Raw genomic sequence first — 24,195 nt, 5'->3', positions numbered from 1 at the left:
AATAAGGCGATTTAACTGCACCAAGCGTAGCTTTGAGAAGCTAAAAGAGTTTTATGAAAAGCGGGACGGAGTCTCTACTCCCTCTCGCTTTTTTGCGACCTGAATTTGCGCTTGCGTTCCTGTTCGTGACGAACTTATCCGCCACTCGATGAGGATACAAGCCTTGAGCACACCAGCAATCCTTGCACTCGCAGACGGAAGCCTCTTCTACGGCACCGCCATGGGCGCTGACGGAGAAACCAGCGGCGAGGTGGTATTCAACACCGCCATGACCGGCTACCAGGAAATCCTGACCGATCCGTCCTACTCCCGCCAGATCGTCACACTGACGTATCCGCACATCGGCAACACCGGTGTCAACGAAGAGGATATCGAATCCGACCGCATCCAGGCCGCCGGCCTGATCATCCGGGACCTGCCGCTGCTGGCCAGCAACTGGCGCAGCCAGGGTAGCCTCCAGGACTACCTGCGAAGCAACAACATTGTTGGAATCGCCGACATCGACACCCGCCGTCTGACCCGGATCCTGCGGGACAAGGGTTCCCAGAACGGCGCCATCGTCGCCGGCGACAATGCCACCGCCGAACGCGCCCTGGAGCTGGCCAAGGCGTTCCCGGGACTCAAGGGCATGGACCTGGCCAAGGAAGTCACCTGTGACAAGACCTGGCAATGGAGCCAGACTGAGTGGAGCCTGGATTCCGGCTATGGTGAACGCACCGAGGCGAAATTCAGGGTGGTGGCCTGGGATTACGGCGTAAAGCTTAACATCCTGCGCATGCTCGCGGCCCGCGGCTGCGACATCACCGTTGTTCCGGCCCAGACTTCCGCTTCGCAAGTACTGGCCATGAATCCGGACGGCATCTTCCTGTCCAACGGCCCGGGCGACCCCGAGCCCTGTGATTACGCCATCACGGCCATCCAGGAAGTGCTCGAAACCGAGATCCCGGTATTCGGCATCTGCCTCGGCCACCAGTTGCTGGCCCTGGCCAGTGGCGCCAAAACCATGAAGATGGGCCATGGCCACCATGGCGCTAACCATCCGGTTCAGGATATTGCCAAAGGCACCGTGATGATCACCAGCCAGAACCACGGCTTTGCCGTGGACGAGGCAACACTGCCCGCAAACGTTGAGGCGACTCACAAGTCCCTGTTTGACGGCACGCTGCAGGGCATCCGACGGACCGACAAGCCGGCCTACAGCTTCCAGGGTCACCCGGAAGCCAGCCCCGGTCCCCACGACGTGGCGCCCTTGTTTGACGAGTTTATCCGCCTGATGGAAACGCGGTCCGCCTGAGTGCGGAGTGCCCCGGAAAGCTCACAGGCGCCGCGTTTTGCGCTGCAAGAATTCAAAAGTTGCTGACAGGTTTACCAAGACATGCCAAAACGTACAGACATCCAAAGCATCCTGATCCTGGGCGCCGGCCCCATTGTGATCGGGCAGGCGTGCGAATTCGACTACTCCGGAGCCCAGGCCTGCAAGGCCCTCCGTGAAGAGGGTTACCGGGTCATCCTCGTGAATTCCAACCCGGCCACCATCATGACTGATCCGGTCATGGCCGATGCCACCTACATCGAGCCGATCACCTGGAAGACGGTCGAGAAAATCATCGAGAAGGAACAGCCGGACGCGCTGCTGCCCACCATGGGTGGCCAGACCGCACTGAACTGCGCCCTGGACCTGGAAAAGCACGGCATCTTGGAGAAGCATGGCGTCGAGATGATCGGGGCCAACGCCGACACCATCGACAAGGCCGAGGACCGGGACCGCTTCGACAAGGCCATGAAGAAGATCGGCCTCGAGTGTCCGCGCGCCACCATCGCCCACTCCATGGAAGAAGCCTGGAAAGTGGCGGAGGACATCGGTTTTCCCTGCATTATCCGTCCGTCCTTTACCATGGGCGGTTCCGGTGGTGGTATCGCCTACAACAAGGACGAGTTCGAGGAAATCTGCCAGCGCGGCCTGGACCTGTCCCCGACTAACGAGCTGCTGATCGACGAGTCCCTGATCGGCTGGAAAGAGTACGAGATGGAAGTTGTCCGGGACAAGAATGACAACTGCATCATTGTCTGCTCAATCGAGAACTTCGATGCCATGGGCGTGCACACCGGTGACTCCATCACCGTGGCTCCGGCCCAGACCCTTACCGACAAGGAATACCAGATCATGCGGAACGCCTCCCTGGCCGTCCTGCGTGAGATCGGTGTGGAAACCGGCGGCTCCAACGTCCAGTTCGGCATCAATCCGGATACCGGCCGCATGGTGGTGATCGAGATGAACCCGCGGGTGTCCCGTTCCTCCGCCCTGGCCTCCAAGGCTACCGGCTTCCCGATCGCCAAGGTGGCGGCGAAGCTCGCGGTGGGCTACACCCTGGACGAGCTACAGAACGAAATCACCGGCGGTGTGACTCCGGCTTCGTTCGAGCCCAGCATCGACTACGTGGTCACCAAGGTTCCCCGGTTCACCTTCGAAAAGTTCCCTCAGGCCGACGCCCGTCTGACCACCCAGATGAAATCCGTGGGTGAGGTGATGGCCATCGGCCGGACCTTCCAGGAATCCCTGCAGAAAGCCCTGCGCGGCCTGGAAGTGGGCTCCGAAGGCTTTGACGAGAAGCTCGGGGATCTGGATTCCGAGAACTCCCGGGAAACCCTGACCCGCGAACTGAACGTGCCGGGCGCCGACCGGATCTGGTACATCGGTGATGCCTTCCGCGCCGGCATGAGCGTGGAAGACGTGTTCGCCCACACCAATGTGGACCCCTGGTACCTGGTGCAGATCGAAGACCTCATCCGCGAGGAAGAAACGCTCCGAAGTGCCGGCAAGGCCGATATCGACCAGGCCACCCTGCTCCGCCTCAAGCGCAAGGGCTTCTCCGATGCCCGCTTGGCCAAACTGCTGGGTATTTCCGAAGTGAGCCTGCGCAAACTGCGCCACGACCTGGATATTCGCCCGGTATACAAGCGGGTGGATACCTGTGCCGCGGAATTTGCCTCCGACACGGCTTACATGTACTCAACCTATGAGGAAGAGTGCGAGGCCGACGCGTCCGACCGGGAAAAGATCGTGGTCATCGGCGGCGGCCCGAACCGGATCGGGCAGGGCATCGAGTTCGACTACTGCTGTGTGCACGCGGCCCTGGCCATGCGGGAAGACGGCTACGAAACCATCATGATCAACTGCAACCCGGAGACAGTGTCCACCGATTACGACACCTCCGACCGGTTGTACTTTGAGCCAATTACCCTGGAAGACGTGCTGGAAATTGTCTACGTCGAGAAGCCCAAAGGCGTGATCGTTCAGTATGGCGGTCAGACCCCGCTGAAACTGGCCCGTGGCCTGGAAGCGGCTGGTGTACCGATCATAGGCACCAGCCCGGACGCCATCGACCGTGCCGAGGACCGGGAGCGGTTCCAGCAGATGATCACCCGCCTGGGCCTGAAACAGCCGGAAAACGCCACCGTGCGCAGCCACGAGGAAGGCATCCTCGCGGCCCGGGAAATCGGTTACCCGCTGGTGGTGCGCCCGTCCTACGTGCTGGGCGGCCGGGCCATGGAAATCGTCTACGACGAGGAAGAGCTGGTGCGCTACATGCGGAACGCTGTGCTGGTCTCCAACGACAGCCCGGTGCTGTTGGACCACTTCCTGAATGCCGCCATCGAGGTGGACATCGATGCCATCTCCGACGGTAAAGACGTGGTGATTGGTGGCATCATGCAGCACATAGAGCAGGCTGGTGTTCACTCCGGTGATTCCGCCTGTTCGCTGCCACCGTACACCCTGTCCCAGCAAGTGCAGGACGAGATGCGCGATGCGGTGAAGAAGATGGCTATCGAGCTGGATGTGGTGGGCCTGATGAACGTGCAGCTGGCCTGGCAGGATGGCGAGATCTACGTGATCGAGGTGAACCCGCGGGCGTCGCGCACCGTGCCGTTCGTGTCCAAGGCCATTGGTGTGTCCCTGGCCAAGGTGGCGGCCCGGGTTATGGCTGGCAAGACCCTGAAGGAGCTGGAGTTCACCCAGGAAATCATTCCGCGCTACTACGCGGTAAAAGAGTCGGTGTTCCCGTTTAACAAGTTCCCGGCGGTGGATCCGATCCTGGGGCCGGAGATGAAATCCACCGGCGAAGTCATGGGTCTGGGCGATAGCTTTGACGAGGCCTTTGCCAAGGCGGCCCTGGCCGTTGGCGAGCGTCTGCCGGACAAGGGCACTGCCTTCATGTCGGTCCGTGACGTGGACAAGCCGGGCGCGGCGAAGGTGGCTCGGGATCTGGTGGAAGCCGGGTTCAAGCTGATCGCCACCACGGGCACGGCCAAGGCGCTGAAGGAAGCCGGAATCGAGGTTGAGCGGGTAAACAAGGTTCGCGAGGGCCGTCCGCACATTGTTGACGCCATCAAGAATGGCCAGGTTCAGCTGATCATCAATACTACCGAAGGTCGCAAGGCCATTTCCGACTCGGCGCAGATCCGTCAGTCGGCCCTGCAGACCAAGGTAACCTATACAACGACACTGGCGGGTGGCGAAGCCTTCTGCCGGGCCATCAAGTTCGGCCCGGAGCGCACTGTTCGTCGCCTCCAGGATCTACACGCAGGAAAATAAGACTATGGCTGACAGAGTACCCATGACCAAGGCGGGTGAAGCCCGCCTCCGCGAGGAGCTTAAGAAGCTGAAGTCCGAGGATCGTCCGCAGGTGATCGCGGCGATTGCCGAAGCCCGTGAGCACGGCGATCTCAAGGAAAACGCCGAGTACCATGCTGCCCGTGAGCAGCAGGGTTTCATCGAGGGCCGGATTCAGGAAATCGAAGGCAAGCTCGCCTCTGCCCAGGTGATTGAAGTCACCACTATGGAGAACACCGGCAAGGTCATCTTCGGCACCACCGTGCATCTGGTGAACGTGGATACCGATGAGGAAGTGACCTACCAGATCGTCGGCGAGGACGAAGCCGACATCAAACAGGGCAAGCTCTCCATCTCGTCCCCCATTGCCCGCGCCCTGGTGGGTAAGGATGAGGGTGATGTGGTCGCGGTCCGCGTACCGTCCGGTACAGTGGAGTACGAGATTGCCGAGGTGGAGTACATCTGAGGGTGTGAGTGAGTGAAAACGGGGTCAGATGAAAGTCTTCATCTGACCCCAACTTCAGGGCCCGAGCCTGGGGTTCAGTCTAACTCCGGGGTCAGATGAACAATTTCATCTGACCCCATCTTCACCCCAGGCCCCAGGCACAAAAAAGCCGGCTACGGTCCCCCGCAGCCGGCTTTTTCTTTTGAGCTTGGCTCAGTGCTTGTTCCGAAGCAGATTCGACAGCTTCGGGTTCGGCTTCCTGGCCCGGCGCAGCAGGACAGCAATCTTGCCGATGGTCTGAACCACCTCGGCCCCCGACGCCTCGCACAGGGCGCTGATGGCCTCCTGACGGGCTTCGCGGTCCTGGCTGGCCACCTTGATCTTGATCAGCTCGTGATCGTTCAGTGCGCGCTCCAATTCTTCCTGGAGTCCCTCGGACAGGCCTTTGTCTCCCACGATGATCACGGGTTTCAGGTTGTGGGCGATGGCCCGGTATTCCCGGCGCTGTTCCGGCGAAAGACTCATGATGTAATCTCTTTATAGGTGCAATTAACAAAAGGTCAGCGGCTTATTCGCTGGCATAATCGTATAATCCGTGGATTGTAACAGATCGTGCGGCCCCGAAAATGCCTGTTAACCCGTATCGACCGTGGCCACGGGCGGTCTGTACCAGAAAGATTTGGAGGTAGCCTTGGCTCGGTCCAAGTCCAGCGATCGCTGGCTGAAGGAACATTTCGACGACGTTTGGGTCAGGAAGTCGCAGGAGGAAGGATATCGCTCCCGCGCCAGCTACAAACTCGTTGAGCTGGACAAGAAGGACAAGCTTTTTCGGTCGGGCCAGCTGGTGGTGGATCTCGGTGCCGCGCCTGGCGGCTGGTCCCAGGTGGCCGTGGAGCGCTTGGGAGACAAGGGTGTGGTGATCGCCAGCGACATCCTGCCCATGGATCCGATAGCCGGTGTGGACTTTGTCCAGGGCGACTTTACTGAGGATGAAGTCTTCGAAAGGCTGCTGGAATTGCTGGGTGACCGTCAGGCGGATGTTGTAATTTCGGATATGGCACCCAATATGAGTGGTATGGCTGCGGTAGATATTCCGCGGGCGATGGGGCTGGTAGAGCTGGCCCTGGATATGGCCCGGCAGGTACTGCGGCCCGGAGGTGTGTTTGTTGCCAAGGTGTTTCAGGGTGAAGGCTTTGATGCATTGCTGGCCGACATGCGCGACAGCTTCAAGACCGTTGTAAGCCGGAAGCCGGATTCTTCCCGGGCGAGGTCGAGAGAAATTTATCTCGTCGGGAAGGGTTTCAAGGGGTGAGCTGAAGTCGGGGCAAGATTAAGTTGGGGTCAGATGAAAGCGTTCATCTGACCCCGTTTTCAGGTCGACCTCGGATGTTAGCCATCTCTGCGGCCGCTACGGATGGGCCGTTTCTGGTGGACGAGCGTACAATTGGTGTAAGGTGTCGGAAAAGGTTGTCTTTGATAAGGCTTCCTTCAATTCACAGGTGATGATCCTTGAACGATATGGCAAAAAATCTGGTTCTCTGGCTAATAATAGCCGCCGTGCTGCTGATGGTGTTTCAGAATTTCTCTCCCACCACCACCGGCCAACAAGTCAACTATTCCCAGTTCGTGCAGATGGTCCAGCAGGGCCAGGTGCAGAGGGTGACCATAGACGGCCTGGAAATCCAGGGTACCCGCGGTGACGGTTCCCAGTTCCAGACAATCCGGCCTCAGGTGTCGGATAACAAGTTGATGGACGACCTGCTGGCCAACAACGTCGAGGTGATCGGTAAAGAGCCTGAGCGCCAGAGCCTGTGGACGCAGCTGCTGGTGGCAGCGTTCCCGATACTGATCATTATTGCTCTATTCGTTTTCTTCATGCGCCAGATGCAGGGCGGCGGTGGCGGCAAGGGTCCCATGTCGTTCGGCAAAAGCAAGGCGCGCCTGATGAGTGAAGACCAGATCAAGACCACCTTCGCGGACGTCGCCGGTGTCGACGAAGCGAAGGAGGACGTAAAGGAACTGGTGGATTTCCTTCGTGATCCGAGTAAGTTCCAGCGTCTTGGTGGTAGCATTCCCAAGGGTGTGTTGATGGTCGGTCAGCCGGGTACCGGTAAGACGTTGCTGGCCAAGGCGATTGCCGGCGAAGCCAAGGTGCCATTCTTCTCGATTTCCGGTTCCGACTTCGTGGAAATGTTCGTGGGTGTGGGTGCATCCCGTGTCCGTGATATGTTCGAGCAGGCCAAGAAGCAGAGTCCGTGCATCATCTTCATTGACGAGATCGATGCGGTCGGTCGCCATCGTGGCGCCGGTATGGGGGGTGGTCACGACGAGCGTGAGCAGACCCTGAACCAGCTGCTGGTCGAGATGGACGGCTTTGAAGGTAACGAAGGCGTTATCGTGATCGCCGCTACCAACCGTCCGGATGTTCTGGACCCGGCCCTGCTGCGCCCCGGTCGGTTCGACCGCCAGGTCGTGGTCGGCCTGCCGGATATCATTGGCCGGGAGCAGATCCTGAAAGTACATATGAAGAAGGTGCCTCTGGCAGACGGCGTAGAGCCGGTCCTGATCGCCCGCGGTACTCCCGGATTCTCCGGTGCGGATCTGGCCAACCTGGTGAACGAGGCGGCGCTGTTTGCCGCACGCCGTAACCAGCGTCTGGTGTCTATGGAAGAGTTCGAACTCGCCAAGGACAAGATCATGATGGGCGCCGAGCGCAAGTCCATGGTCATGAGCGAGAAAGAGAAGCGGAACACCGCTTACCACGAGTCTGGCCACGCCATCGTCGGCCGGCTGATGCCTGAGCATGATCCGGTGTACAAGGTGAGCATCATCCCTCGTGGCCGCGCCCTGGGTGTGACCATGTTCCTGCCGGAAGAAGACAAGTACAGTCACAGCAAGCGATTCCTGATCAGCTCCATCTGCAGTCTGTTTGGTGGGCGTATCGCGGAAGAGCTGACCCTCGGGTTCGATGGTGTCACCACCGGTGCCTCCAACGACATCGAGCGTGCCACCAGTCTTGCCCGGAACATGGTGACCCGTTGGGGCCTGTCCGAGAAACTGGGGCCGCTGCAGTACGATACCGACACTGAAGAGCCGTTCCTGGGTCGTTCAGCCGGTCAGTCACAGACCGTGTACTCGCCGGAGACCGCCCAGCGGATCGATGAAGAGGTTCGTAACATCATCGATACCTGCTACGAGACCGCCAAGCAGATCCTGATCGACAACCGGGATAAGCTGGACCTCATGGCCGAAGCATTGATGAAATACGAAACCATCGACCGCTACCAGATCGACGACATCATGGAAGGTCGTGAGCCCCGTCCGCCCAAGGGTTGGGGTGGCAGTGGTCCGGCCGGTGGCGTGCAGGCCGGCGAGCCGGAAAAGGCACCGGAACCCAAGGGTTCCGATGACGGTCGCCAGCCTGGCGTGGGTCGGCCGGCCGGAGAGCACTGACCCACTGCCTGACCAACAAGCAGGTTGATTGAATGCGCCGCCCGGACTCCGGGCGGCGTTTGTTTTTGGCGCCGCGGAACGTTTTTCAGAAAAGGTTTGTTATGGAAATGAAATTTGCCGGGCGGGTGTTGGACATGTCCCGCTGTCATGTCATGGGGATTCTTAACGTTACTCCGGATTCCTTCTCCGACGGTGGAAAATTCAACTCCCGGAATGCGGCCCTGGTGCGGGCCCGGCAAATGGTTGCCGATGGCGCGGCGTTCATTGATGTTGGTGGCGAATCGACCCGGCCCGGCGCCACACTGGTGTCTGTGCAGGAAGAGCTGGATCGGGTCTGCCCCGTAGTGGAAGCAATCGCGGGCGAGTTGGATACGGTAATCTCCGTGGATACCAGTTCACCGGAAGTCATGGCCGAGACTGTAAGGCTTGGTGCGGGACTGATCAACGACGTACGCGCACTTCAGCGCAGTGGTGCCCCGGAGGCTGCTGCTGCGGCCGGTATTCCGGTGTGCATCATGCATATCCAGGGCGAGCCGGACACCATGCAGGACCGACCGGAGTACCACAACGTCCGCCGGGATGTCAGTTCGTTCCTGACCGAGCGGATGCGGCTGGCGGAGCAGGCCGGAGTGCTCCCCGAAAATATTATCCTCGACCCGGGCTTCGGTTTCGGGAAGAGCCTGGAGCACAATCTGCAGCTGCTCGCCTCCCTGGAGCAGCTCCACATCCTGGGGCACCCCCTGCTGATTGGTATCTCCCGCAAATCCATGTTGGGCAAGATTACCGGCCGTGAGGTGGATGAAAGGTTGCCCGCAAGCATCGCGGCCGCGACAATAGCCGCCATGAAAGGTGCCAGCATCGTGCGTGTCCACGATGTCAGGGAAACGGTGGATGCCGTCAGGGTAGTGGCGGCCATGAAGGAGGCGGGTTGATGTCCGATCGCAAATATTTTGGTACCGATGGCATTCGTGGCCGGGTCGGCGAGTTCCCTATTACCCCGGAATTCATGCTGCGCCTGGGTTGGGCTGCCGGCCAGGCGTTCAAGAAAGATGGTCAACGCAACAGTGTGCTGATCGGCAAGGACACTCGGTTGTCCGGTTACATGTTTGAATCTGCACTGGAAGCCGGTCTGTCTGCTGCCGGGGTTGATGTGAAGCTGCTGGGCCCGATGCCGACGCCGGCTATTGCCTACCTCACCCGTACTTTTCGGGCATCCGCCGGTATCGTAATCAGTGCATCCCACAATCCCCATCACGACAATGGCATCAAGTTCTTCTCGTCGGCGGGCACCAAGCTCGACGATGCCCTTGAAGCGGAGATCGAGCGCTGGCTGGACCGCCCGCTGGAAGTCTGCGAGCCGTCCGAGCTCGGCAAGGCGTCGCGGGTGGATGATGCTCCCGGCAGGTATGTGGAGTTCTGCAAGAGCACGGTGCCCAACGAATTTGCCATGGACGGGCTGCATATCGTACTGGACTGCGCCCATGGTGCCACTTACCATGTGGCCCCCAAGGTGTTCCGGGAGTTGGGGGCGAAAGTGTCAGTGATTGGCGCCGACCCCGACGGCCTGAACATCAATCTGGATGTCGGTTCCACCCACCTGGACGCGCTCAAGGCCGCGGTGGTGGACAAGGGTGCCGATATGGGCATCGCCTTCGACGGCGACGGCGACCGGGTGCTGATGGTGGATCGCGATGGCTCGGAAGTGGATGGCGATGAGTTGCTGTACATCCTCGCCTCCAGGCGCCACGCCGAGGGTCGGCTGAACGGCGGGGTGGTCGGCACCCTGATGACCAATCTCGGCGTTGAGCTGGCGCTGAGAGCCGCCGGTATCGACTTCGAACGCGCCAAGGTGGGCGACCGCTACGTTATGGAGCGGCTGGTGGCCAATAATTGGGTGCTTGGCGGCGAGGGTTCCGGTCACATGGTGATCCGGGACTGCACCACTACCGGTGATGGCATTGTCTCGGCCCTGCAGGTGCTGCTGGCTATCCGCAAGTCCGGCAAGACCCTGGCCGAGCTGCGCCAGGGCATGACCAAGTTGCCCCAGAAGATGATTAACGTGCGGGTGGCTAAGCGTTTCGATCCGCTGTCCCGTGCTGACATTGTTAGCGCGTTGCGTCAGGCCGAGGCGGAGCTGGGTGAGGCCGGCCGGGTGCTGCTGCGGGCTTCCGGCACGGAGCCGTTGATCCGGGTCATGGTGGAGGGCCAGGTCGAGGCGGACATCGTCCGGGTGGTCGAGGAGCTCGCCGGTGTGGTCGAGCAATCGAGCAGGTAATTTTGCGTTTTCAAGCGGTTGTGTGAGGGCAGGGACTGCTGTATAGTTCGCCCTCCCTTACGTTCGGGAAGAGTTATGCGTCGCAAGATCGTAGCCGGAAACTGGAAAATGAACGGGTCCGCGGACCTGGCAGAGCAGCTTGTCGGTTATGTGCGGGCTGAGGCGAACACCCTTGATAATGGCGTAGAGGTTGTTATTATTCCTCCGGCCCTGTATGTCCGGGATGTGCGTGAGCGGTCGGGTGATGTGCTCGGCGTAGGTGTCCAGAACGTAAGTCAGTGGAGTTCCGGTGCCTACACCGGCGAGACAGCCGCTGACATGGCAAAGGATCTGGGCTGCGGTTTCGCCCTGGTTGGTCACTCCGAGCGCCGAGAGTACTTTGGTGAGTCGGACGACGTGGTTGCCGCCAAGGTGGAGCGTATACTGGCCAGTGGGCTCACCGCCGTGGTTTGTGTGGGTGAAACGCTCGAGCAGCGGGAAGCGGGCCATGCCGAATCGGTTGTGACTGCCCAGGTCAGGCAGGGGCTTGCCCGTGTGGAAACTGGTCAATGGTCGGATATTGTAGTTGCCTATGAACCGGTTTGGGCCATCGGCACCGGCAAAACGGCTACTACCGAAGATGCCCAGAGCATGCACGCGGCAATTCGCAAGGTCCTGGCGGATATGGGCGCGCCGGCAGAAGATATTTCTCTGCTTTACGGCGGCAGTGTAAAAGCGGATAATGCCGCCGCTCTGTTCGCCGAACCGGATATTGACGGTGGACTTATTGGCGGTGCATCGCTGATCGCAGAAGATTTTATGAGTATTTGCCGGTCGATGCCGGCGGGTACCACAGGTTAAAGATTCGCGGGATTCGTTATGGATTGGATGGAAACACTGGTAGTCGTTGTGCACGTCGTCATTGCCGTTGCACTGGTGGGCCTGGTCCTGATCCAGCAGGGCAAGGGTGCCGACGCCGGTGCAGCATTTGGTGGCGGTGCTTCCCAGACGGTATTTGGTAGTCAGGGTAGCGGTAGCTTCCTGACCCGTATGACCACGATCCTGGCGATCGTGTTCTTTGTAACAAGTTTTTCGCTGGCGGTGTTTGCCAAGCAGCGTGCTGAAGTGGCAGGCGAGGCAGGTATTCCGGTTGTTGAGGAGTCCGCCGAGCAGGCTCCGGCGGAGCCGGCTGCAGACTCCGCGGAAACCAGCGAAGCCGAGAGTGGGAAGGGTTCCGATCTTCCCGAACTCGAGTAAGAGGTGTTGCCCGGGTGGTGAAACTGGTAGACACGCTATCTTGAGGGGGTAGTGGCGCAAGCCGTGCCGGTTCGAGTCCGGCCCCGGGCACCATTTATAAGAAAAAACGGCTTGGATTTTCCAGGCCGTTTTTTTTGGTCAGTCCTTGACCAGTCCGGCCGGCGTCTCTATACTCCGGCGGATATTGGAGCCGGTGGGCTGTTCCCCGGTTTCCTGGCAGGCCAGGTGTCTGTCAGCAGGAGGTCGTGCTCGTAGTGGGAGCGGCTTTCTGTGAGTTCTTGCGACAAAAGGCCCCAATTTCAGGGGCTTTTTGATTAAGGGGCCTGGCGCATCGGGCCCTGGTGCATAAAAAGGGCTGATTAACAGCCCTTTTTTTGTTTGTAGGGCCGGTAAAAATTCCTGAAATGGAGATGACATAACTTTGTCAGCCAAGCTTAAACAACTGGAAGACCTCCTTCGGCCGATCGTCGAGGGGCTGGGGTATGAGTTCTGGGGGATTGAATTCCGTTCCCGGGGCCAACACTCCCTGTTGCGTGTCTTCATCGACGATGCCGAGAACGGCATCGCCATCGACGACTGCGAGAAAGTCAGTCGTCAGATCAGCGGCGTGATGGATGTGGAAGACCCCATCCAGACCGAGTACACCCTGGAGGTTTCCTCTCCGGGGATGGATCGCCCGCTGTTTCGCCTTGAACAGTACGAAGCCTTTGTCGGTCATCAGGTTCAGATCCGTTTGCGCATGGCCTTCGAGGGGCGCCGCAAGTTTCAGGGGCTGATCAAGGGTGTTGAAGGAGACGATGTGGTGGTCGTGGTGGACGACCACGAATATCTGTTGCCGTTCGACAGCATCGAAAAGGCGCACATCGTCCCGGTTTTTGAATGAGTCGAATTGAAAAGTCAGTGGACGCACAGTTTATTTTGAGGGCAGGGCAATCCAATGAGTAAAGAGATCTTGCTGGTGGTCGAATCCGTCTCGAACGAGAAGGGTGTCGAGAAGGATGTGATTTTCGAAGCGATCGAGCTTGCGCTCGCCACCGCTGCCAAGAAACGCTACGAGGATGAAGAAGCGGATATCCGGGTTGCCATTGATCGCCGCACCGGTGAGTACGAAACCTTCCGCCGTTGGCTGGTGGTCGATAATGATCAGGTGCCTGCCCTGGGTACTGAACTGACGTTTCAGGAGGCAGAGGAAATCGATCCGAACCTGAAGCCAGGCGATATGTACGAGGAGAAGGTCGAGTCCGTTTCCTTCGGACGTATCGGCGCCCAGGCCGCCAAGCAGATCATCTTCCAGAAGGTTCGCGAGGCCGAACGATCCAAGATCGTGGACAGCTACCGCGATCGCGTGGGTGAGCTGGTGTCCGGCACCGTAAAGAAAGTGACTCGTGACAATGTTATCGTTGATCTGGGCGGCAACGCCGAGGCGCTGTTGCCCCGGGAGAATCTGATCCCCCGGGAAACCTTCCGCATGGGTGACCGGGTTCGCTCTCTGCTGCTGGAAATCCGCACCGACCACCGCGGGCCGCAGCTGATCCTGAGCCGGACCGCACCGCAGATGCTGATTGAGCTGTTCCGCATCGAAGTGCCGGAGATCGCCGAGGACCTGATTGAAATCCGCGGTGCTGCCCGGGACCCCGGCTCCCGCGCCAAGATTGCGGTCAAGACCAATGACCGTCGCATCGACCCGGTCGGTGCCTGTGTCGGTATGCGTGGCTCCCGTGTCCAGGCCGTCTCCAACGAGCTTGGCGGTGAGCGTGTGGACATCGTGCTGTGGGACGACAACCCCGCGCAGCTGGTGATCAATGCCATGGCGCCGGCCGAGGTGGCATCCATTGTGATCGATGAGGATCGGCACACCATGGATGTCGCAGTAGCCGAGGACAACCTGGCCCAGGCCATCGGCCGTAACGGCCAGAACGTGCGCCTGGCGACCGAGCTGACCGGCTGGACCCTGAACGTGATGACCGAGGAAGAGGCCGGTGAGCGTCAGGAGCAGGAATACAACCGCCTGCTGGATCATTTCACCTCCAACCTCGATGTTGACGAGGAATTCGCCAGTGTGCTCATCGAGGAAGGCTTTACCTCCCTGGAGGAAGTCGCCTACGTGCCGATGGAGGAAATGCTGGCGATTGAAGGTTTCGACGACGAAACGGTGACCGAGCTGCGCCGCCGCGCCAAGGACGTTCTGCTGAACCAGGCGCTGGCAAGTGAAGAGGCGCTGGAGGGAGCCGAGCCGGCTGAAGATCTGCTCAATATGGAGGGCATGGATCGATCGCTGGCATTCAAACTGGCCGGAATGGGTGTTCGCACCATGGAGGATCTGGCTGAGCAGTCAGTAGATGACTTGCTCGATATTGAAGGTATGGATGAAGAGCGTGCCGGTCAGCTGATTATGACGGCGCGTGCCCCCTGGTTTGAAGACCAGGCTTAATTCGGGAGGAGGACCAGTATGGCTGAAGTAACGGTAAAACAACTGGCCGCAGATGTAGGCGCTCCCGTGGATCGTTTGCTGAAGCAGATTGTCGAGGCAGGCCTTGATGCCCGTTCCGAGAATGATGCTGTAACCAGCGATGAGAAGCAGCAGTTGCTGGCCTATCTGAGAAAGACGCACGGTGAGGCGGAGGCAGAGCCCCGCAAGATCACCCTGAAGCGCAAGACCACAACAACCCTGAAGGCGGGCAAGGCCAAGACGGTGAATGTCGAGGTTCGCAAGCGTCGCACGTACATCAAGCGCGCAGAATTGCAGCCAGAATCAGAAGCGCCCAAGCCGGAAGAGAAAGTCGAAGAGCAGAAGCCGGCTGAAACGCCGGCGCCTGCAGAGGAAGCAGCGAAGGTGGCCGCGGAAGCCGAAGCGCCGAAGCCGGAGGCCGAGAAGCCTGCAGAGGCAGAGGTTGCCGCGAAGGAGGAAGCTCCGAAGGCCGAAGAGGCGGTGGAAGCGGCAGAGCCTGCCGTTGAACCCGAGCCGCAGCCGGAAGAGGTGCCGATTCCGCCACCCGAGAAAGAGGGCAAGGATCGCAAGCCCAAGAAGAAGAAAGAAAAGGGCCGTGAGCGCGGTGAAGAACTCGAGGAAGGCAAGCCGAAGAAGAAGCAGGCTGGTCACCGCGGTCCTCGCAGTCGTCCGGTGGAAGAGCCGGTCGTCCTGTCCGAGGACGAGGAAGAGTCTGCGCCGCGCAAGTCGCTGCGTATGAAAAAGAAACCCAAAGAGAAGCGTCACGGCTTCGAGAGGCCGACCAAACCAATGGTCAGAGAAGTAGAGATTCCTGAAACGATTACAGTGGGCGACCTCGCCCAGCGTATGGCCGTCAAGGCCGCAGACGTCATCAAGACCCTGATGGGGATGGGCGTGATGGCCACCATTAACCAGGCCCTGGACCAGGAGACTGCAATCCTGGTGACTGAGGATCTTGGTCACAAGGCCAAGGCGGTCAGCGAAGATGCCTTCGAAGAAGAGGTTCTGAGCAAGATCACCGAAACCGCCGAAGGCAAAGAGAAGATCAAGCGGGCACCGGTTATTAGCGTGATGGGTCACGTTGACCACGGCAAGACCTCGCTGCTGGACTACATCCGCCGCACCAAGGTGGCCGCCGGAGAATCCGGTGGTATTACCCAGCACATCGGTGCCTACCATGTGGAAACCGACCATGGCATGGTGTCCTTCCTGGATACCCCGGGCCACGCGGCGTTTACGGCCATGCGGGCGCGCGGTGCCCAGTGTACCGATATCGTTATCCTGGTTGTGGCGGCCGATGACGGCGTAATGCCGCAGACCAAGGAAGCGGTTGATCATGCCCGCGCGGCCGGTGTTCCGATCGTGGTCGCCATCAATAAGATGGACAAAGAAGAGGCTGATCCGGACCGCATCAAGAACGAGCTGGCGGGTATGGACGTGATCCCCGAAGACTGGGGTGGTGACACCCAGTTCGTGCCGGTGTCAGCGCATACCGGCCAGGGCATCGACGCTCTGCTCGAGGCGGTTCTGCTGCAGTCGGAAATGTTGGAGCTGGAAGCCTCTCCGGACGCGCCGGCCAAGGGTGTTGTGGTTGAATCCAGCCTGGAACGTGGTCGTGGTTCAGTTGCGACCGTTCTGGTTCAGAACGGTACCCTGCGTCAGGGTGACATGGTTGTCGCCGGCTCCTTCTTCGGTAAGGTCCGCGCCATGACCGACGAAGCGGGCAAGCAGGTCAAGGAAGCCGGTCCGTCCATTCCGGTCGAGATTCTCGGCCTGAACGGTACCCCGAATGCTGGTGACGAGTTCTTTGCCGTGGCCGACGAGAAGAAGGCCAAAGAGCTGGCCGAGTTCCGTCAGACCCGTGAGCGTGAGCAGCGTCTGCAGCGCCAGCAGGCGGCCAAGCTGGAAAACATGTTCGAGAACATGGGCAAGGACGAGGTCAAGACCCTGAACGTGATCCTGAAGACCGACGTTCGCGGTTCCCTGGAAGCGATTACCAAGGCCCTGCTGGATCTTGGCAACGACGAAGTCCAGGTCAAGATCGTGTCCTCCGGTGTCGGTGGTATCGCCGAGACGGATGTGAGCCTGGCTGCCGCCACCAGCGCGGTTATCTTCGGCTTCAACGTTCGTGCCGACTCTGCTGCCAAGCGCCTGGTGGAGCAGGAAGGTCTGGATTTGCGCTACTACAGCATCATCTATAACCTGATTGATGACGTTAAGGCGGCCCTGACGGGCATGCTGGCGCCGGAATTCCGGGAAGATATCGTCGGTATCGCCGAAGTGCGGGACACCTTCCGCTCGCCGAAGTTTGGTCAGGTGGCCGGCTGTATGGTGGTTGAAGGCACCGTTTACCGGAACAAGCCGATCCGGGTACTGCGTGACAACGTGGTGATCTTTGAGGGCGAGCTGGAATCCCTGCGTCGCTTCAAGGACGATGTTCCGGAAGTCCGTAATGGCATGGAATGCGGTATCGGCGTCAAAGGCTACGACGTGAAGGTCGGTGACCAGATCGAGGTGTTCGATCGCGTCAGGGTCGAGCGTAAACTCGAATCTACGGGGGCCTGATGGCACGGGAATTCAGCCGACTGGATCGCATTGGCGATCAGATGCAGCGGGAGCTGGCCCAGCTTATCCAGCGGGAAATCAAGGACCCGCGGGTGGGGATGGTCACGGTCAATGACGTCAAAGTCAGCCGTGACCTGGGCTATGCCGACATCTATGTTTCACTGCTCTCCACCGAGGAACTCACCGAAGAGTCTCCGGAGGTCAAGGAGTCCCTGGCCGTCCTGAACAAGGCGGCCGGTTTCCTGCGTGGTCAGGTGGGGCGGGCCATGAAGCTGCGGGTGGTTCCCCATCTGCGCTTCCATTTTGACACCCTCCTCGGTCACAGCCGGAAAATGGACAAGCTCATCCGTGAAGCGGTTGGCGAGAAGCCAGTTGTGCCGAGGGATGACAACGACGATCCGGTCTCGGACAATCCGGAGCGGGACGCTTGAGCCGAAGACGCAAAGGCCGTGATGTAAACGGCATTCTGGTAATCGACAAGCCCCAGGGCGTCACCTCCAATGGTATCCTCCAGCAAGTAAAGCGACTGTATGGCGCGGCCAAGGCCGGCCATACTGGCGCCCTTGATCCGCTGGCCACGGGCGTCCTGCCCCTGTGCTTCGGGGAAGCCACCAAGTTCTCCCAGATGATGCTCGACAGCGACAAGGCCTACATCACTACGGCCAGGCTCGGTGTGCGCACCGAAACCGGTGACACTGAGGGTCAGGTCGTCGAGGACAAGCCGGTTCCGCCTCTGGATACGGACCAGCTAGAAGCCGTCCTTGAGCGCTTCCGGGGTGCCATCGCGCAGATTCCTTCCATGTATTCCGCACTCAAACACAAGGGACGTCCCCTTTACGAGTACGCCCGGGAAGGCATTGAGGTGGAACGACCGGCCCGTCCGGTTACCATCTACGAGCTGACCCTGCTGGAGCTACGGGACAACGAGATGGACCTGGCGGTCAGCTGCACCAAGGGTACGTACATTCGCTCACTGGTTGAGGATATCGGCGAGGTCCTGGGCTGCGGCGCCCACGTGAGTGCCCTGCGCCGAACCATGGCGTCCGGATTCACCCTGGCAAACGCTCATGACGTCAGTGAGTTGGAAGCCATGCGTGAGCGTGGCGAGAGCCTCGACGGCCTGCTCCTGGCCCCTGACAGCGCGCTGTCCATGTTCCCGGAGGTGCGCCTGGAGGGAAGTGCAGCGGTATCGATCTTGAACGGGCAACAGGTTAGAATAAGCAGTCAACCTCTTGAAGGCTTTGTACGCCTCTATGGCGAGCAGGGCTTTATCGGGTTGGCAGAAGCTTTCCCGGAAGGCGAGCGGGTCCTGCTGGTCCCCCGTCGGCTGGTGAAAGGCAGTGCCGGACGTTAGTCGAGGCGCTGCATAGCCGGGCTGTAGAGATGCGCGGTTCGGCTGGATTTATCAGCATCGCAACCAATGAGGTGAAATATGGCACTTTCTGCCAATGAGAAAGCACAGATCGTCAAGGATTTTCAGCAAGGTGAAGGCGATACCGGTTCCCCTGAAGTTCAGGTGGCACTGCTGAGCGCCAACATCAACAAGCTGCAGGATCACTTCAAGGCCAACAAGCAGGATCACCATTCCCGCCGCGGCCTGATCCGGATGGTAAACCAGCGCCGTAAGCTGCTGGACTACCTGAAACGCAAGAACGCTGACCGTTATCTGGACCTGATCCAGCGTCTGGGTCTGCGTCGCTAATCCGGGTTTTGCGATCTGGGGGCCTGTTTCCCGTGCTGGAACAGGCCGTCAATCGGCGGGCCTTCGGGCCCCCGGTTGAGCTTTTCTCAAGCGCAAGGAGCTGCAGTTGATTTGTCAGTGATACCGAAGGATTCCCTGTCGTAACCGAAAGCCGAAATTGATAGCAGGTTGTTGAAAAGCCCGGGCCGGATGACATCGATAAGCCATCCTCTTGACCGGGGTTTTGCAACAGCCTGTTAGCTTTCAGACGGGTTGTCCCTTCCGGGTATCACGCAAGCACCTGCAGTCAGACACAACTGGGGTCAGATGAAAGCTTTCATCTGACCCCAGGTTCAACACTCCGGGTTCGGCCTGAAAACGGGGTCAGATGAACGCTTTCATCTGCCCCCACCTTCACGCTACACCCCGGGTTCATGACTGAAAAAGCAGGAGTTTGTTGTGCATTTGCAACCAACCAAGAAAACATTCGAAATGGGTGGTGAAACCTTCACCCTGGAAACCGGCCGTATTGCCCGTCAGGCTACCGGCTCGGTCCTGGTCTCTACCGGTGATACCGCTGTTCTGGGTACCGTCGTCGGTGCCAAGGAAGCGAAGCCGGGTCAGCCGTTTTTCCCACTGACCGTCAACTATTTCGAGAAGACCTACGCCGTGGGCAAAATTCCGGGTGGCTTCTTCAAACGTGAAGGTCGTCCTTCCGAAAAGGAAACCCTGACTTCCCGCCTGATCGACCGCCCGATCCGCCCGTTGTTCCCGAATGGCTTCATGAACGAAGTACAGGTGATCTGTACCGTCATGTCTGCCAGCAAGGCACACGATCCGGATATCGCCGCCATGCTGGCCGCCTCTGCCGCGCTGGCCGTTTCCGGTATTCCGTTTGACGGTCCGATCGGCGCCGCCCGTGTAGGCTTCACCGACGATAACGGCTACTTCCTGAACCCGTCTTTCGAGCAGCTGGAAAGCTCCATGCTGAACATGGTCGTGGCGGGTACCGAAGACGCCGTACTGATGGTTGAATCCGAAGCCGGTGGCCTGAGCGAAGATCAGATGCTCGGTGGTGTTCTGTTCGCGCACCAGCAGATGCAGACTGCTATTTCCGCTATCAAGGAGTTTGCTGCAGAAGTTGGCAAGCCGCGCTGGGAGTGGAAACCGGAGCAGGAAAACACCGAGCTGCTCGAAGCCATCAAAGGCGAATTCAGTGGCGCTATCGAAGAAGCGTACAGTATTCGTGACAAGATGGCCCGTTACGAGCGTCTGGGCGAGATCAAATCCACCGCGGTAGAGAAGTTCGCTGGCGAAGAGGAAGGCCAGCCGTCCGAGGAAGAGGTCAAGAAGTACTTCGGCAAGATCGAGAAGAACGTGGTTCGCCAGCAGGTTATCGATGGCAAGCCGCGTATCGATGGTCGTGACAACAAGACCGTTCGCCCGATCGAAATCGAAGTGGGCGTCCTGCCTAGTGTTCACGGTTCCGCCCTGTTCACCCGAGGTGAGACCCAGGCCGTCGTGACTGCCACCCTCGGTACTTCCCGGGATGTACAGATCATTGACGCCCTGGAAGGCGAGCGCAAGGATCCGTTCCTGTTCCACTACAACTTCCCTCCGTACTCTGTCGGTGAAGCTGGTCGTGTGGGCACTCCTGGCCGCCGCGAAGTCGGTCACGGTCGTCTGGCAAAGCGTGGTGTTCTTGCGGTTATGCCCACTCTGGAAGAATTCCCGTACGCGATCCGTGCGGTTTCCGAGATTACCGAATCCAACGGCTCCAGTTCCATGGCTTCTGTCTGTGGTTCCAGTCTGGCCTTGATGGACGCCGGTGTGCCCATCAAGGCGGCCGTAGCTGGTATCGCCATGGGTCTGGTCAAGGAAGGCGACAAGTTCGCGGTTCTGACTGACATCCTGGGTGACGAAGACCACTTGGGCGACATGGACTTCAAGGTTGCCGGTACCAAAGACGGTGTCACTGCCCTGCAGATGGACATAAAGATCAACGGCATCACCGACGAGATCATGGAAATTGCCCTGGAGCAGGCTCACGAAGCGCGTCTGCACATTCTGGGTGAGATGAACAAGGTCATCGCCGAGCCGCGTTCCGAGCTGTCTGAGCGGGCACCGAGCATCACCACCATCAAGATCCACCCGGACAAGATCCGTGACGTGATCGGTAAGGGCGGTTCCGTGATCCGTGGTATCTGCGACGAGACCGGCGCCTCCATCGACCTGGACGACGACGGCAACGTGAAGATCTACGCGGACAACCAGGCGGCCGCCCAGGCTGCGGTCAATCGCGTCAAGGAAATCACTGCCGAGATCGAGGTTGGTGCCATCTACAAGGGCCGCGTTGAGCGCATCGTGGACTTCGGTGCCTTCGTCAACATCCTGCCCGGCAAGGATGGTCTGGTGCATATCTCCCAGATCTCCGACCGCCGCATCGAGAACGTCACCGACGAACTCAGCGAAGGTCAGGAAGTCCTGGTCAAGGTGCTGGACGTCGATAACCGCGGCCGCGTGAAGCTGTCCATGAAGGAAGTGAAGGAAGGCGAGCAGCCGACCGATTTCACTGACTGATCGCCAGCGATAAAGTCGGGGTCAGAAGAACGCTTTCTTCTGACCCCTTTTTTGTGCCCGAAAGTCCGGAGTCAGGTCTCTAACCAGGGGTCAGATGAAGGCTTTCATCTGACCCCATCTTCACCGACCCCATCGTCACCGGCCGGCGCCTTCACTTTCCCCCATAAACTCCACCACCGCCTCCCGATAAGCCGGAATCACAAACGTCCCCCCATGGCCCGTATCCGTCCGCAGAAACCGCTTCGGCTCCCAGGCTGACTCATACAGCGCCACCCCATGGTCAAACGGAATGATCCCGTCCCGCACGCTGTGAATCACCATCACAGGTACCGGTGAAATGTCGTCAATCCTTTCCAGACCCTCGTATTCGGAGGGGATGGTCCAGCTCAGCGGAACCTGGAACGGCCAGGTCAGCCAGAAGGCATCGAGCTTTTCCCGGGCAATGCGCCGGAAGCCGGAGAAGGTGCCGTCGAGGATGATGCCGTCCAGCGCCGGGGGCTCCTCCCGTTGCACCCATTCGCTCGCCAGGGCAATCCCGAGCGCACCGCCAAGGCTCTGGCCGAGCATAAAAATGGGCTTGTCGGCCACGTCATCACGATTCACCAGCCAGCGAAACCCGGTCTCCACGTCGTGCAGGGCGCCTTCTATGTCCGCATCCCCGGTGGACCGGCCGAAGCCCCGGTAGTCGATGGTAAACACGTTATAGCCTTCCTCGGGCAGCCACGCGACGTTCAGGATATGACTGCTGATGTTCTGGGCATTGCCGTGGAGGAAATACACCGTACCCCGGGGCTCGCCCCCGTCCGTCGTCTGGGCCGGGAGCCACCAGCCGTGGAGGGTTTCGCCGTCCGCGGTATCCAGGTAGATATCCTCATAGGTGAGATTGAGACGGTCCGGGGTGACATAGGTGATGTCATCGGGGTAGAAGAAAACGCTGCTGCAGCCACTCTGAAGGACCGCCATGGCGGCAATCAAGGCGGTGAACAGCGTCTTCCTGAGACTCAGAAGTAGGCGTGCAGTCCGGCGTGCCATGTGCTCTGGTACCTGTCGTAATGGTCTTCACGGGTGAACTCGGCAAACAGGCTGAATTCCCGGCCGATATGCCAGTTGCCCTTGATATACGCCTGATCCTGGCGGTGTTGACTGCTGACAATCCAGGCTTTGGCCCGGGCACCGGCCATCAGGCTGAACCGGTTGTTCTGGTGTAGTACGCCGAGGTCCGCGCCCGGTGCGGCGTCGTAGCCCCGGCGCAGGTCGTCATCGATTTCCAGGTCTGCTGTGGCGATGGCGAAAGCCTGGGTGGAATCTCCCAGAGCCCAGCTTCCTCCGGCACCCCCTTCAAGGTAGGGCGCCAGTACCCTGTCATTCCCGGTGTTCGTCCGTCTTCCGCCAAACCCGACCTGCCAGGACAGGGGCGAGAAAAACTGGTCCCTGGGGCTCAGGGAGCGGATTTCCACACCCACCAGTTGCTCCACCTGAATCTCGTCGTTGTCCGTGTAGTATCGGGCATCCAGACGCAGGAACTGCAACTGTGCCCCGGGGCGGTAACCCTCCGGCGGGTCCAGCACGTCGTGATAGGCCGGCCGGAAGGTGAGTTGGGTGAATTCCCGGTGAACCAGCTGACCGGCACCGAGACTCACCCGGAACGTGTCATGGCCCTGATCGTCGCGGACCTCGGGTTCCGGTGGTCGGGAGCCGGTCTCCACGCCGTCAATCCGGCTCCGGGAAACCAGCAGCTCGTGAGACAGGGGCGCCGCACGCTCCCGGGGCCAGCCTTCGGCCTCACTCTGGTAGCGCACATAATCGTAGGTGGCATCCAGTACCCTGGCCCGGTCGCGGTCACTCAGCTGTTCCAGCTCGGGATCTTCCGGATCGACATAGCCGTTGGCGATCGCCGCCGACAGGGTCTGGTGCTCGTCCGGCAATTTCGAAATCCGGTAAGCCACCGAGGTGGCCGCCGAGGGCCGGTAATACACCTCTTCGACCAGGTTCTTGTCCACCACCCACCGCACCGTGTCGGAGGGGATGGCGTGAGTGCTCACTTCCCCCAACAGGTCGGTTCCCGGGCGCGCCACATCAATCAACGCAAGCAACCGATAGGCACAGTTCTCGTCGAAGAAGTAGTAGTCGAAGTTCTTGTCCCGGATTTCCCAGGCGTGGGCCAGTAGCAGATTGACCTCGCTCTTGTCGAGATTGAGGGTGTATTCCCACAGGTCCCGGTGTTCGATGTCCGAGTAAAGGCGGATCTTTTCATAGTAGGGCTGCACCGTCGTGATGCCCGGATAGCCGCCGAAGATGCCCTTGTAGGCGAACAGGATTTCACTGTCATGGGCGGCGGCATCGGCCGCGTAGGAAATGGTATTGGCCAGCAACAGGTTGGTTTCCTCGTCTTCCTGGGGCGGGTCCAGCCGCAGGAAGGTGTGCCCGAACATGGAGGAAGGACTGTTCAGGTAGGAGGCTGCAAACACCAGGGTGACGGTCTCGGTATTCAGGGTGTCTTTCCAGTCCTGGTAGTCCGGGCAGGATACTCCGGAATCCGGCAGGTCCAGACGTTCCCGGAGCCAGGCATCCCGGGCCGGGAAACGGCAACGGGCATGATCATTGCCGCCACCGGATTGCTGGATCGCCGTCAGGGTGGCTTCCAGTTCAGCCCGGGGCGAGTACTTGCCGTTCTCACTCAGGAAGAAAGCCGGGTCATCGGCCTGGCTGGTGTAGCCATCACCGAAGGTGTTGGTGTGGTAGTGGCCCAGTGTCAGCCAGGCCGGGTCCTGGTGCAGGGTTTCTGGAATCGGTTGTTCGTTGGCGTGGAGATTGAAGCTGAAGGCAAGGCAGAGAATCACTTGCCCGAAACGCACAGTCTGGCCCATGGAGAAGAATGATCCGGGTCGTTGGGGAAATC

Annotated in this window: 19 protein-coding genes and 1 tRNA gene; 17 read left to right on the top strand and 3 right to left on the bottom strand. The window is 59.7% G+C overall.

Annotation, left to right across the window (positions count from 1 at the left end; genetic code table 11):
- Positions 1-163: 163 nt before the first annotated feature.
- From carA to greA, 3 genes are all read left to right on the top strand, one after another.
- Positions 164-1,294 (top strand): glutamine-hydrolyzing carbamoyl-phosphate synthase small subunit, encoded by a 1,131-nt coding sequence (gene carA, locus R6W86_RS11555; protein ID WP_410329507.1) that lies wholly within the window; start codon positions 164-166, stop codon positions 1,292-1,294.
- Positions 1,295-1,375: 81 nt separating this feature from the next.
- Complete coding sequence (gene carB / locus R6W86_RS11550; protein WP_410329506.1) at positions 1,376-4,594, top strand: carbamoyl-phosphate synthase large subunit; 3,219 nt, start codon at positions 1,376-1,378, stop codon at positions 4,592-4,594.
- A gap of 4 nt (positions 4,595-4,598) precedes the next feature.
- On the top strand, positions 4,599-5,078 hold the full coding sequence (gene greA / locus R6W86_RS11545) for a transcription elongation factor GreA (RefSeq protein WP_410329505.1): 480 nt from the start codon (positions 4,599-4,601) through the stop codon (positions 5,076-5,078).
- Positions 5,079-5,270: 192 nt separating this feature from the next.
- On the opposite strand, the gene yhbY is transcribed toward greA, so the two are convergent.
- Complete coding sequence (yhbY, locus tag R6W86_RS11540; RefSeq protein ID WP_410329504.1) at positions 5,271-5,582, bottom strand: ribosome assembly RNA-binding protein YhbY; 312 nt, start codon at positions 5,580-5,582, stop codon at positions 5,271-5,273.
- A 166-nt stretch (positions 5,583-5,748) separates the two neighbouring features.
- Here yhbY and rlmE point away from each other — a divergent pair, with 166 nt between their 5' ends.
- From rlmE to pnp, 14 genes are all read left to right on the top strand, one after another.
- A complete protein-coding gene (rlmE, locus tag R6W86_RS11535) occupies positions 5,749-6,369 on the top strand; it encodes a 23S rRNA (uridine(2552)-2'-O)-methyltransferase RlmE (protein ID WP_410329503.1) in 621 nt (206 codons plus the stop codon).
- A gap of 197 nt (positions 6,370-6,566) precedes the next feature.
- Positions 6,567-8,510 (top strand): ATP-dependent zinc metalloprotease FtsH, encoded by a 1,944-nt coding sequence (gene ftsH, locus R6W86_RS11530; RefSeq protein WP_410329502.1) that lies wholly within the window; start codon positions 6,567-6,569, stop codon positions 8,508-8,510.
- Positions 8,511-8,611: 101 nt separating this feature from the next.
- Positions 8,612-9,442, top strand: a complete 831-nt coding sequence (gene folP / locus R6W86_RS11525; RefSeq protein ID WP_410329501.1) for a dihydropteroate synthase — start codon at positions 8,612-8,614, stop codon at positions 9,440-9,442.
- Positions 9,442-10,785, top strand: a complete 1,344-nt coding sequence (gene glmM / locus R6W86_RS11520) for a phosphoglucosamine mutase (RefSeq protein WP_410329500.1) — start codon at positions 9,442-9,444, stop codon at positions 10,783-10,785. The genes folP and glmM overlap by 1 nt, the downstream gene beginning before the upstream one ends.
- Before the next feature lie 75 nt (positions 10,786-10,860).
- A complete protein-coding gene (tpiA, locus tag R6W86_RS11515) occupies positions 10,861-11,625 on the top strand; it encodes a triose-phosphate isomerase (RefSeq protein WP_410329499.1) in 765 nt (254 codons plus the stop codon).
- 18 nt (positions 11,626-11,643) lie between these two features.
- A complete protein-coding gene (secG, locus tag R6W86_RS11510) occupies positions 11,644-12,021 on the top strand; it encodes a preprotein translocase subunit SecG (RefSeq protein ID WP_410329498.1) in 378 nt (125 codons plus the stop codon).
- A gap of 8 nt (positions 12,022-12,029) precedes the next feature.
- Positions 12,030-12,114, top strand: a tRNA-Leu gene (locus R6W86_RS11505).
- Positions 12,115-12,442: 328 nt separating this feature from the next.
- Positions 12,443-12,904 carry a ribosome maturation factor RimP gene (rimP, locus tag R6W86_RS11500; RefSeq protein WP_410329497.1) on the top strand — a complete coding sequence of 154 codons (462 nt, stop codon included), beginning with the start codon at positions 12,443-12,445 and terminating at the stop codon, positions 12,902-12,904.
- 54 nt (positions 12,905-12,958) lie between these two features.
- On the top strand, positions 12,959-14,452 hold the full coding sequence (nusA, locus tag R6W86_RS11495) for a transcription termination factor NusA (protein ID WP_410329496.1): 1,494 nt from the start codon (positions 12,959-12,961) through the stop codon (positions 14,450-14,452).
- Positions 14,453-14,470: 18 nt separating this feature from the next.
- Positions 14,471-17,035 (top strand): translation initiation factor IF-2, encoded by a 2,565-nt coding sequence (gene infB / locus R6W86_RS11490; RefSeq protein ID WP_410329495.1) that lies wholly within the window; start codon positions 14,471-14,473, stop codon positions 17,033-17,035.
- Positions 17,035-17,466 carry a 30S ribosome-binding factor RbfA gene (gene rbfA, locus R6W86_RS11485; RefSeq protein WP_410329494.1) on the top strand — a complete coding sequence of 144 codons (432 nt, stop codon included), beginning with the start codon at positions 17,035-17,037 and terminating at the stop codon, positions 17,464-17,466. The genes infB and rbfA overlap by 1 nt, the downstream gene beginning before the upstream one ends.
- A complete protein-coding gene (gene truB, locus R6W86_RS11480; protein WP_410329493.1) occupies positions 17,463-18,389 on the top strand; it encodes a tRNA pseudouridine(55) synthase TruB in 927 nt (308 codons plus the stop codon). The genes rbfA and truB overlap by 4 nt, the downstream gene beginning before the upstream one ends.
- A 78-nt stretch (positions 18,390-18,467) precedes the next feature.
- The gene (gene rpsO, locus R6W86_RS11475; RefSeq protein ID WP_092003920.1) at positions 18,468-18,737 is read left to right on the top strand and encodes a 30S ribosomal protein S15; all 270 of its coding nucleotides are present in this window, start codon (positions 18,468-18,470) and stop codon (positions 18,735-18,737) included.
- Positions 18,738-19,181: 444 nt separating this feature from the next.
- Complete coding sequence (gene pnp / locus R6W86_RS11470; RefSeq protein WP_410329510.1) at positions 19,182-21,296, top strand: polyribonucleotide nucleotidyltransferase; 2,115 nt, start codon at positions 19,182-19,184, stop codon at positions 21,294-21,296.
- A gap of 135 nt (positions 21,297-21,431) precedes the next feature.
- Here pnp and R6W86_RS11465 read toward each other — a convergent pair whose 3' ends face one another.
- Both R6W86_RS11465 and R6W86_RS11460 read right to left on the bottom strand, forming a co-directional pair.
- A complete protein-coding gene (locus R6W86_RS11465; RefSeq protein WP_410329492.1) occupies positions 21,432-22,328 on the bottom strand; it encodes an alpha/beta hydrolase in 897 nt (298 codons plus the stop codon).
- Positions 22,298-24,163, bottom strand: coding sequence for a DUF4105 domain-containing protein (locus tag R6W86_RS11460; protein ID WP_410329491.1), 1,866 nt, complete (start codon positions 24,161-24,163; stop codon positions 22,298-22,300). The genes R6W86_RS11465 and R6W86_RS11460 overlap by 31 nt, the downstream gene beginning before the upstream one ends.
- Positions 24,164-24,195: the final 32 nt, after the last annotated feature.

Source organism: Marinobacter sp. (assembly GCF_046484525.1).
In the GTDB taxonomy this organism is placed as follows: Bacteria; Pseudomonadota; Gammaproteobacteria; order Pseudomonadales; family Oleiphilaceae; genus Marinobacter.
This window is presented reverse-complemented; position numbering and strand designations above follow the sequence as displayed.

What these genes read in the sequence shown, in the direction of transcription:
- secG (WP_410329498.1), top strand. Translation starts at nt 11,644, where the DNA reads ATGGATTGGATGGAAACACTGGTAGTCGTTGTGCACGTCGTCATTGCC.
- R6W86_RS11460 (WP_410329491.1), bottom strand. Translation starts at nt 24,163, where the DNA reads ATGGGCCAGACTGTGCGTTTCGGGCAAGTGATTCTCTGCCTTGCCTTC.
- folP (WP_410329501.1), top strand. Translation starts at nt 8,612, where the DNA reads ATGGAAATGAAATTTGCCGGGCGGGTGTTGGACATGTCCCGCTGTCAT.
- carB (WP_410329506.1), top strand. Translation starts at nt 1,376, where the DNA reads ATGCCAAAACGTACAGACATCCAAAGCATCCTGATCCTGGGCGCCGGC.
- glmM (WP_410329500.1), top strand. Translation starts at nt 9,442, where the DNA reads ATGTCCGATCGCAAATATTTTGGTACCGATGGCATTCGTGGCCGGGTC.
- yhbY (WP_410329504.1), bottom strand. Translation starts at nt 5,582, where the DNA reads ATGAGTCTTTCGCCGGAACAGCGCCGGGAATACCGGGCCATCGCCCAC.
- rbfA (WP_410329494.1), top strand. Translation starts at nt 17,035, where the DNA reads ATGGCACGGGAATTCAGCCGACTGGATCGCATTGGCGATCAGATGCAG.
- R6W86_RS11465 (WP_410329492.1), bottom strand. Translation starts at nt 22,328, where the DNA reads ATGGCACGCCGGACTGCACGCCTACTTCTGAGTCTCAGGAAGACGCTG.
- infB (WP_410329495.1), top strand. Translation starts at nt 14,471, where the DNA reads ATGGCTGAAGTAACGGTAAAACAACTGGCCGCAGATGTAGGCGCTCCC.
- rpsO (WP_092003920.1), top strand. Translation starts at nt 18,468, where the DNA reads ATGGCACTTTCTGCCAATGAGAAAGCACAGATCGTCAAGGATTTTCAG.
- tpiA (WP_410329499.1), top strand. Translation starts at nt 10,861, where the DNA reads ATGCGTCGCAAGATCGTAGCCGGAAACTGGAAAATGAACGGGTCCGCG.
- nusA (WP_410329496.1), top strand. Translation starts at nt 12,959, where the DNA reads ATGAGTAAAGAGATCTTGCTGGTGGTCGAATCCGTCTCGAACGAGAAG.
- greA (WP_410329505.1), top strand. Translation starts at nt 4,599, where the DNA reads ATGGCTGACAGAGTACCCATGACCAAGGCGGGTGAAGCCCGCCTCCGC.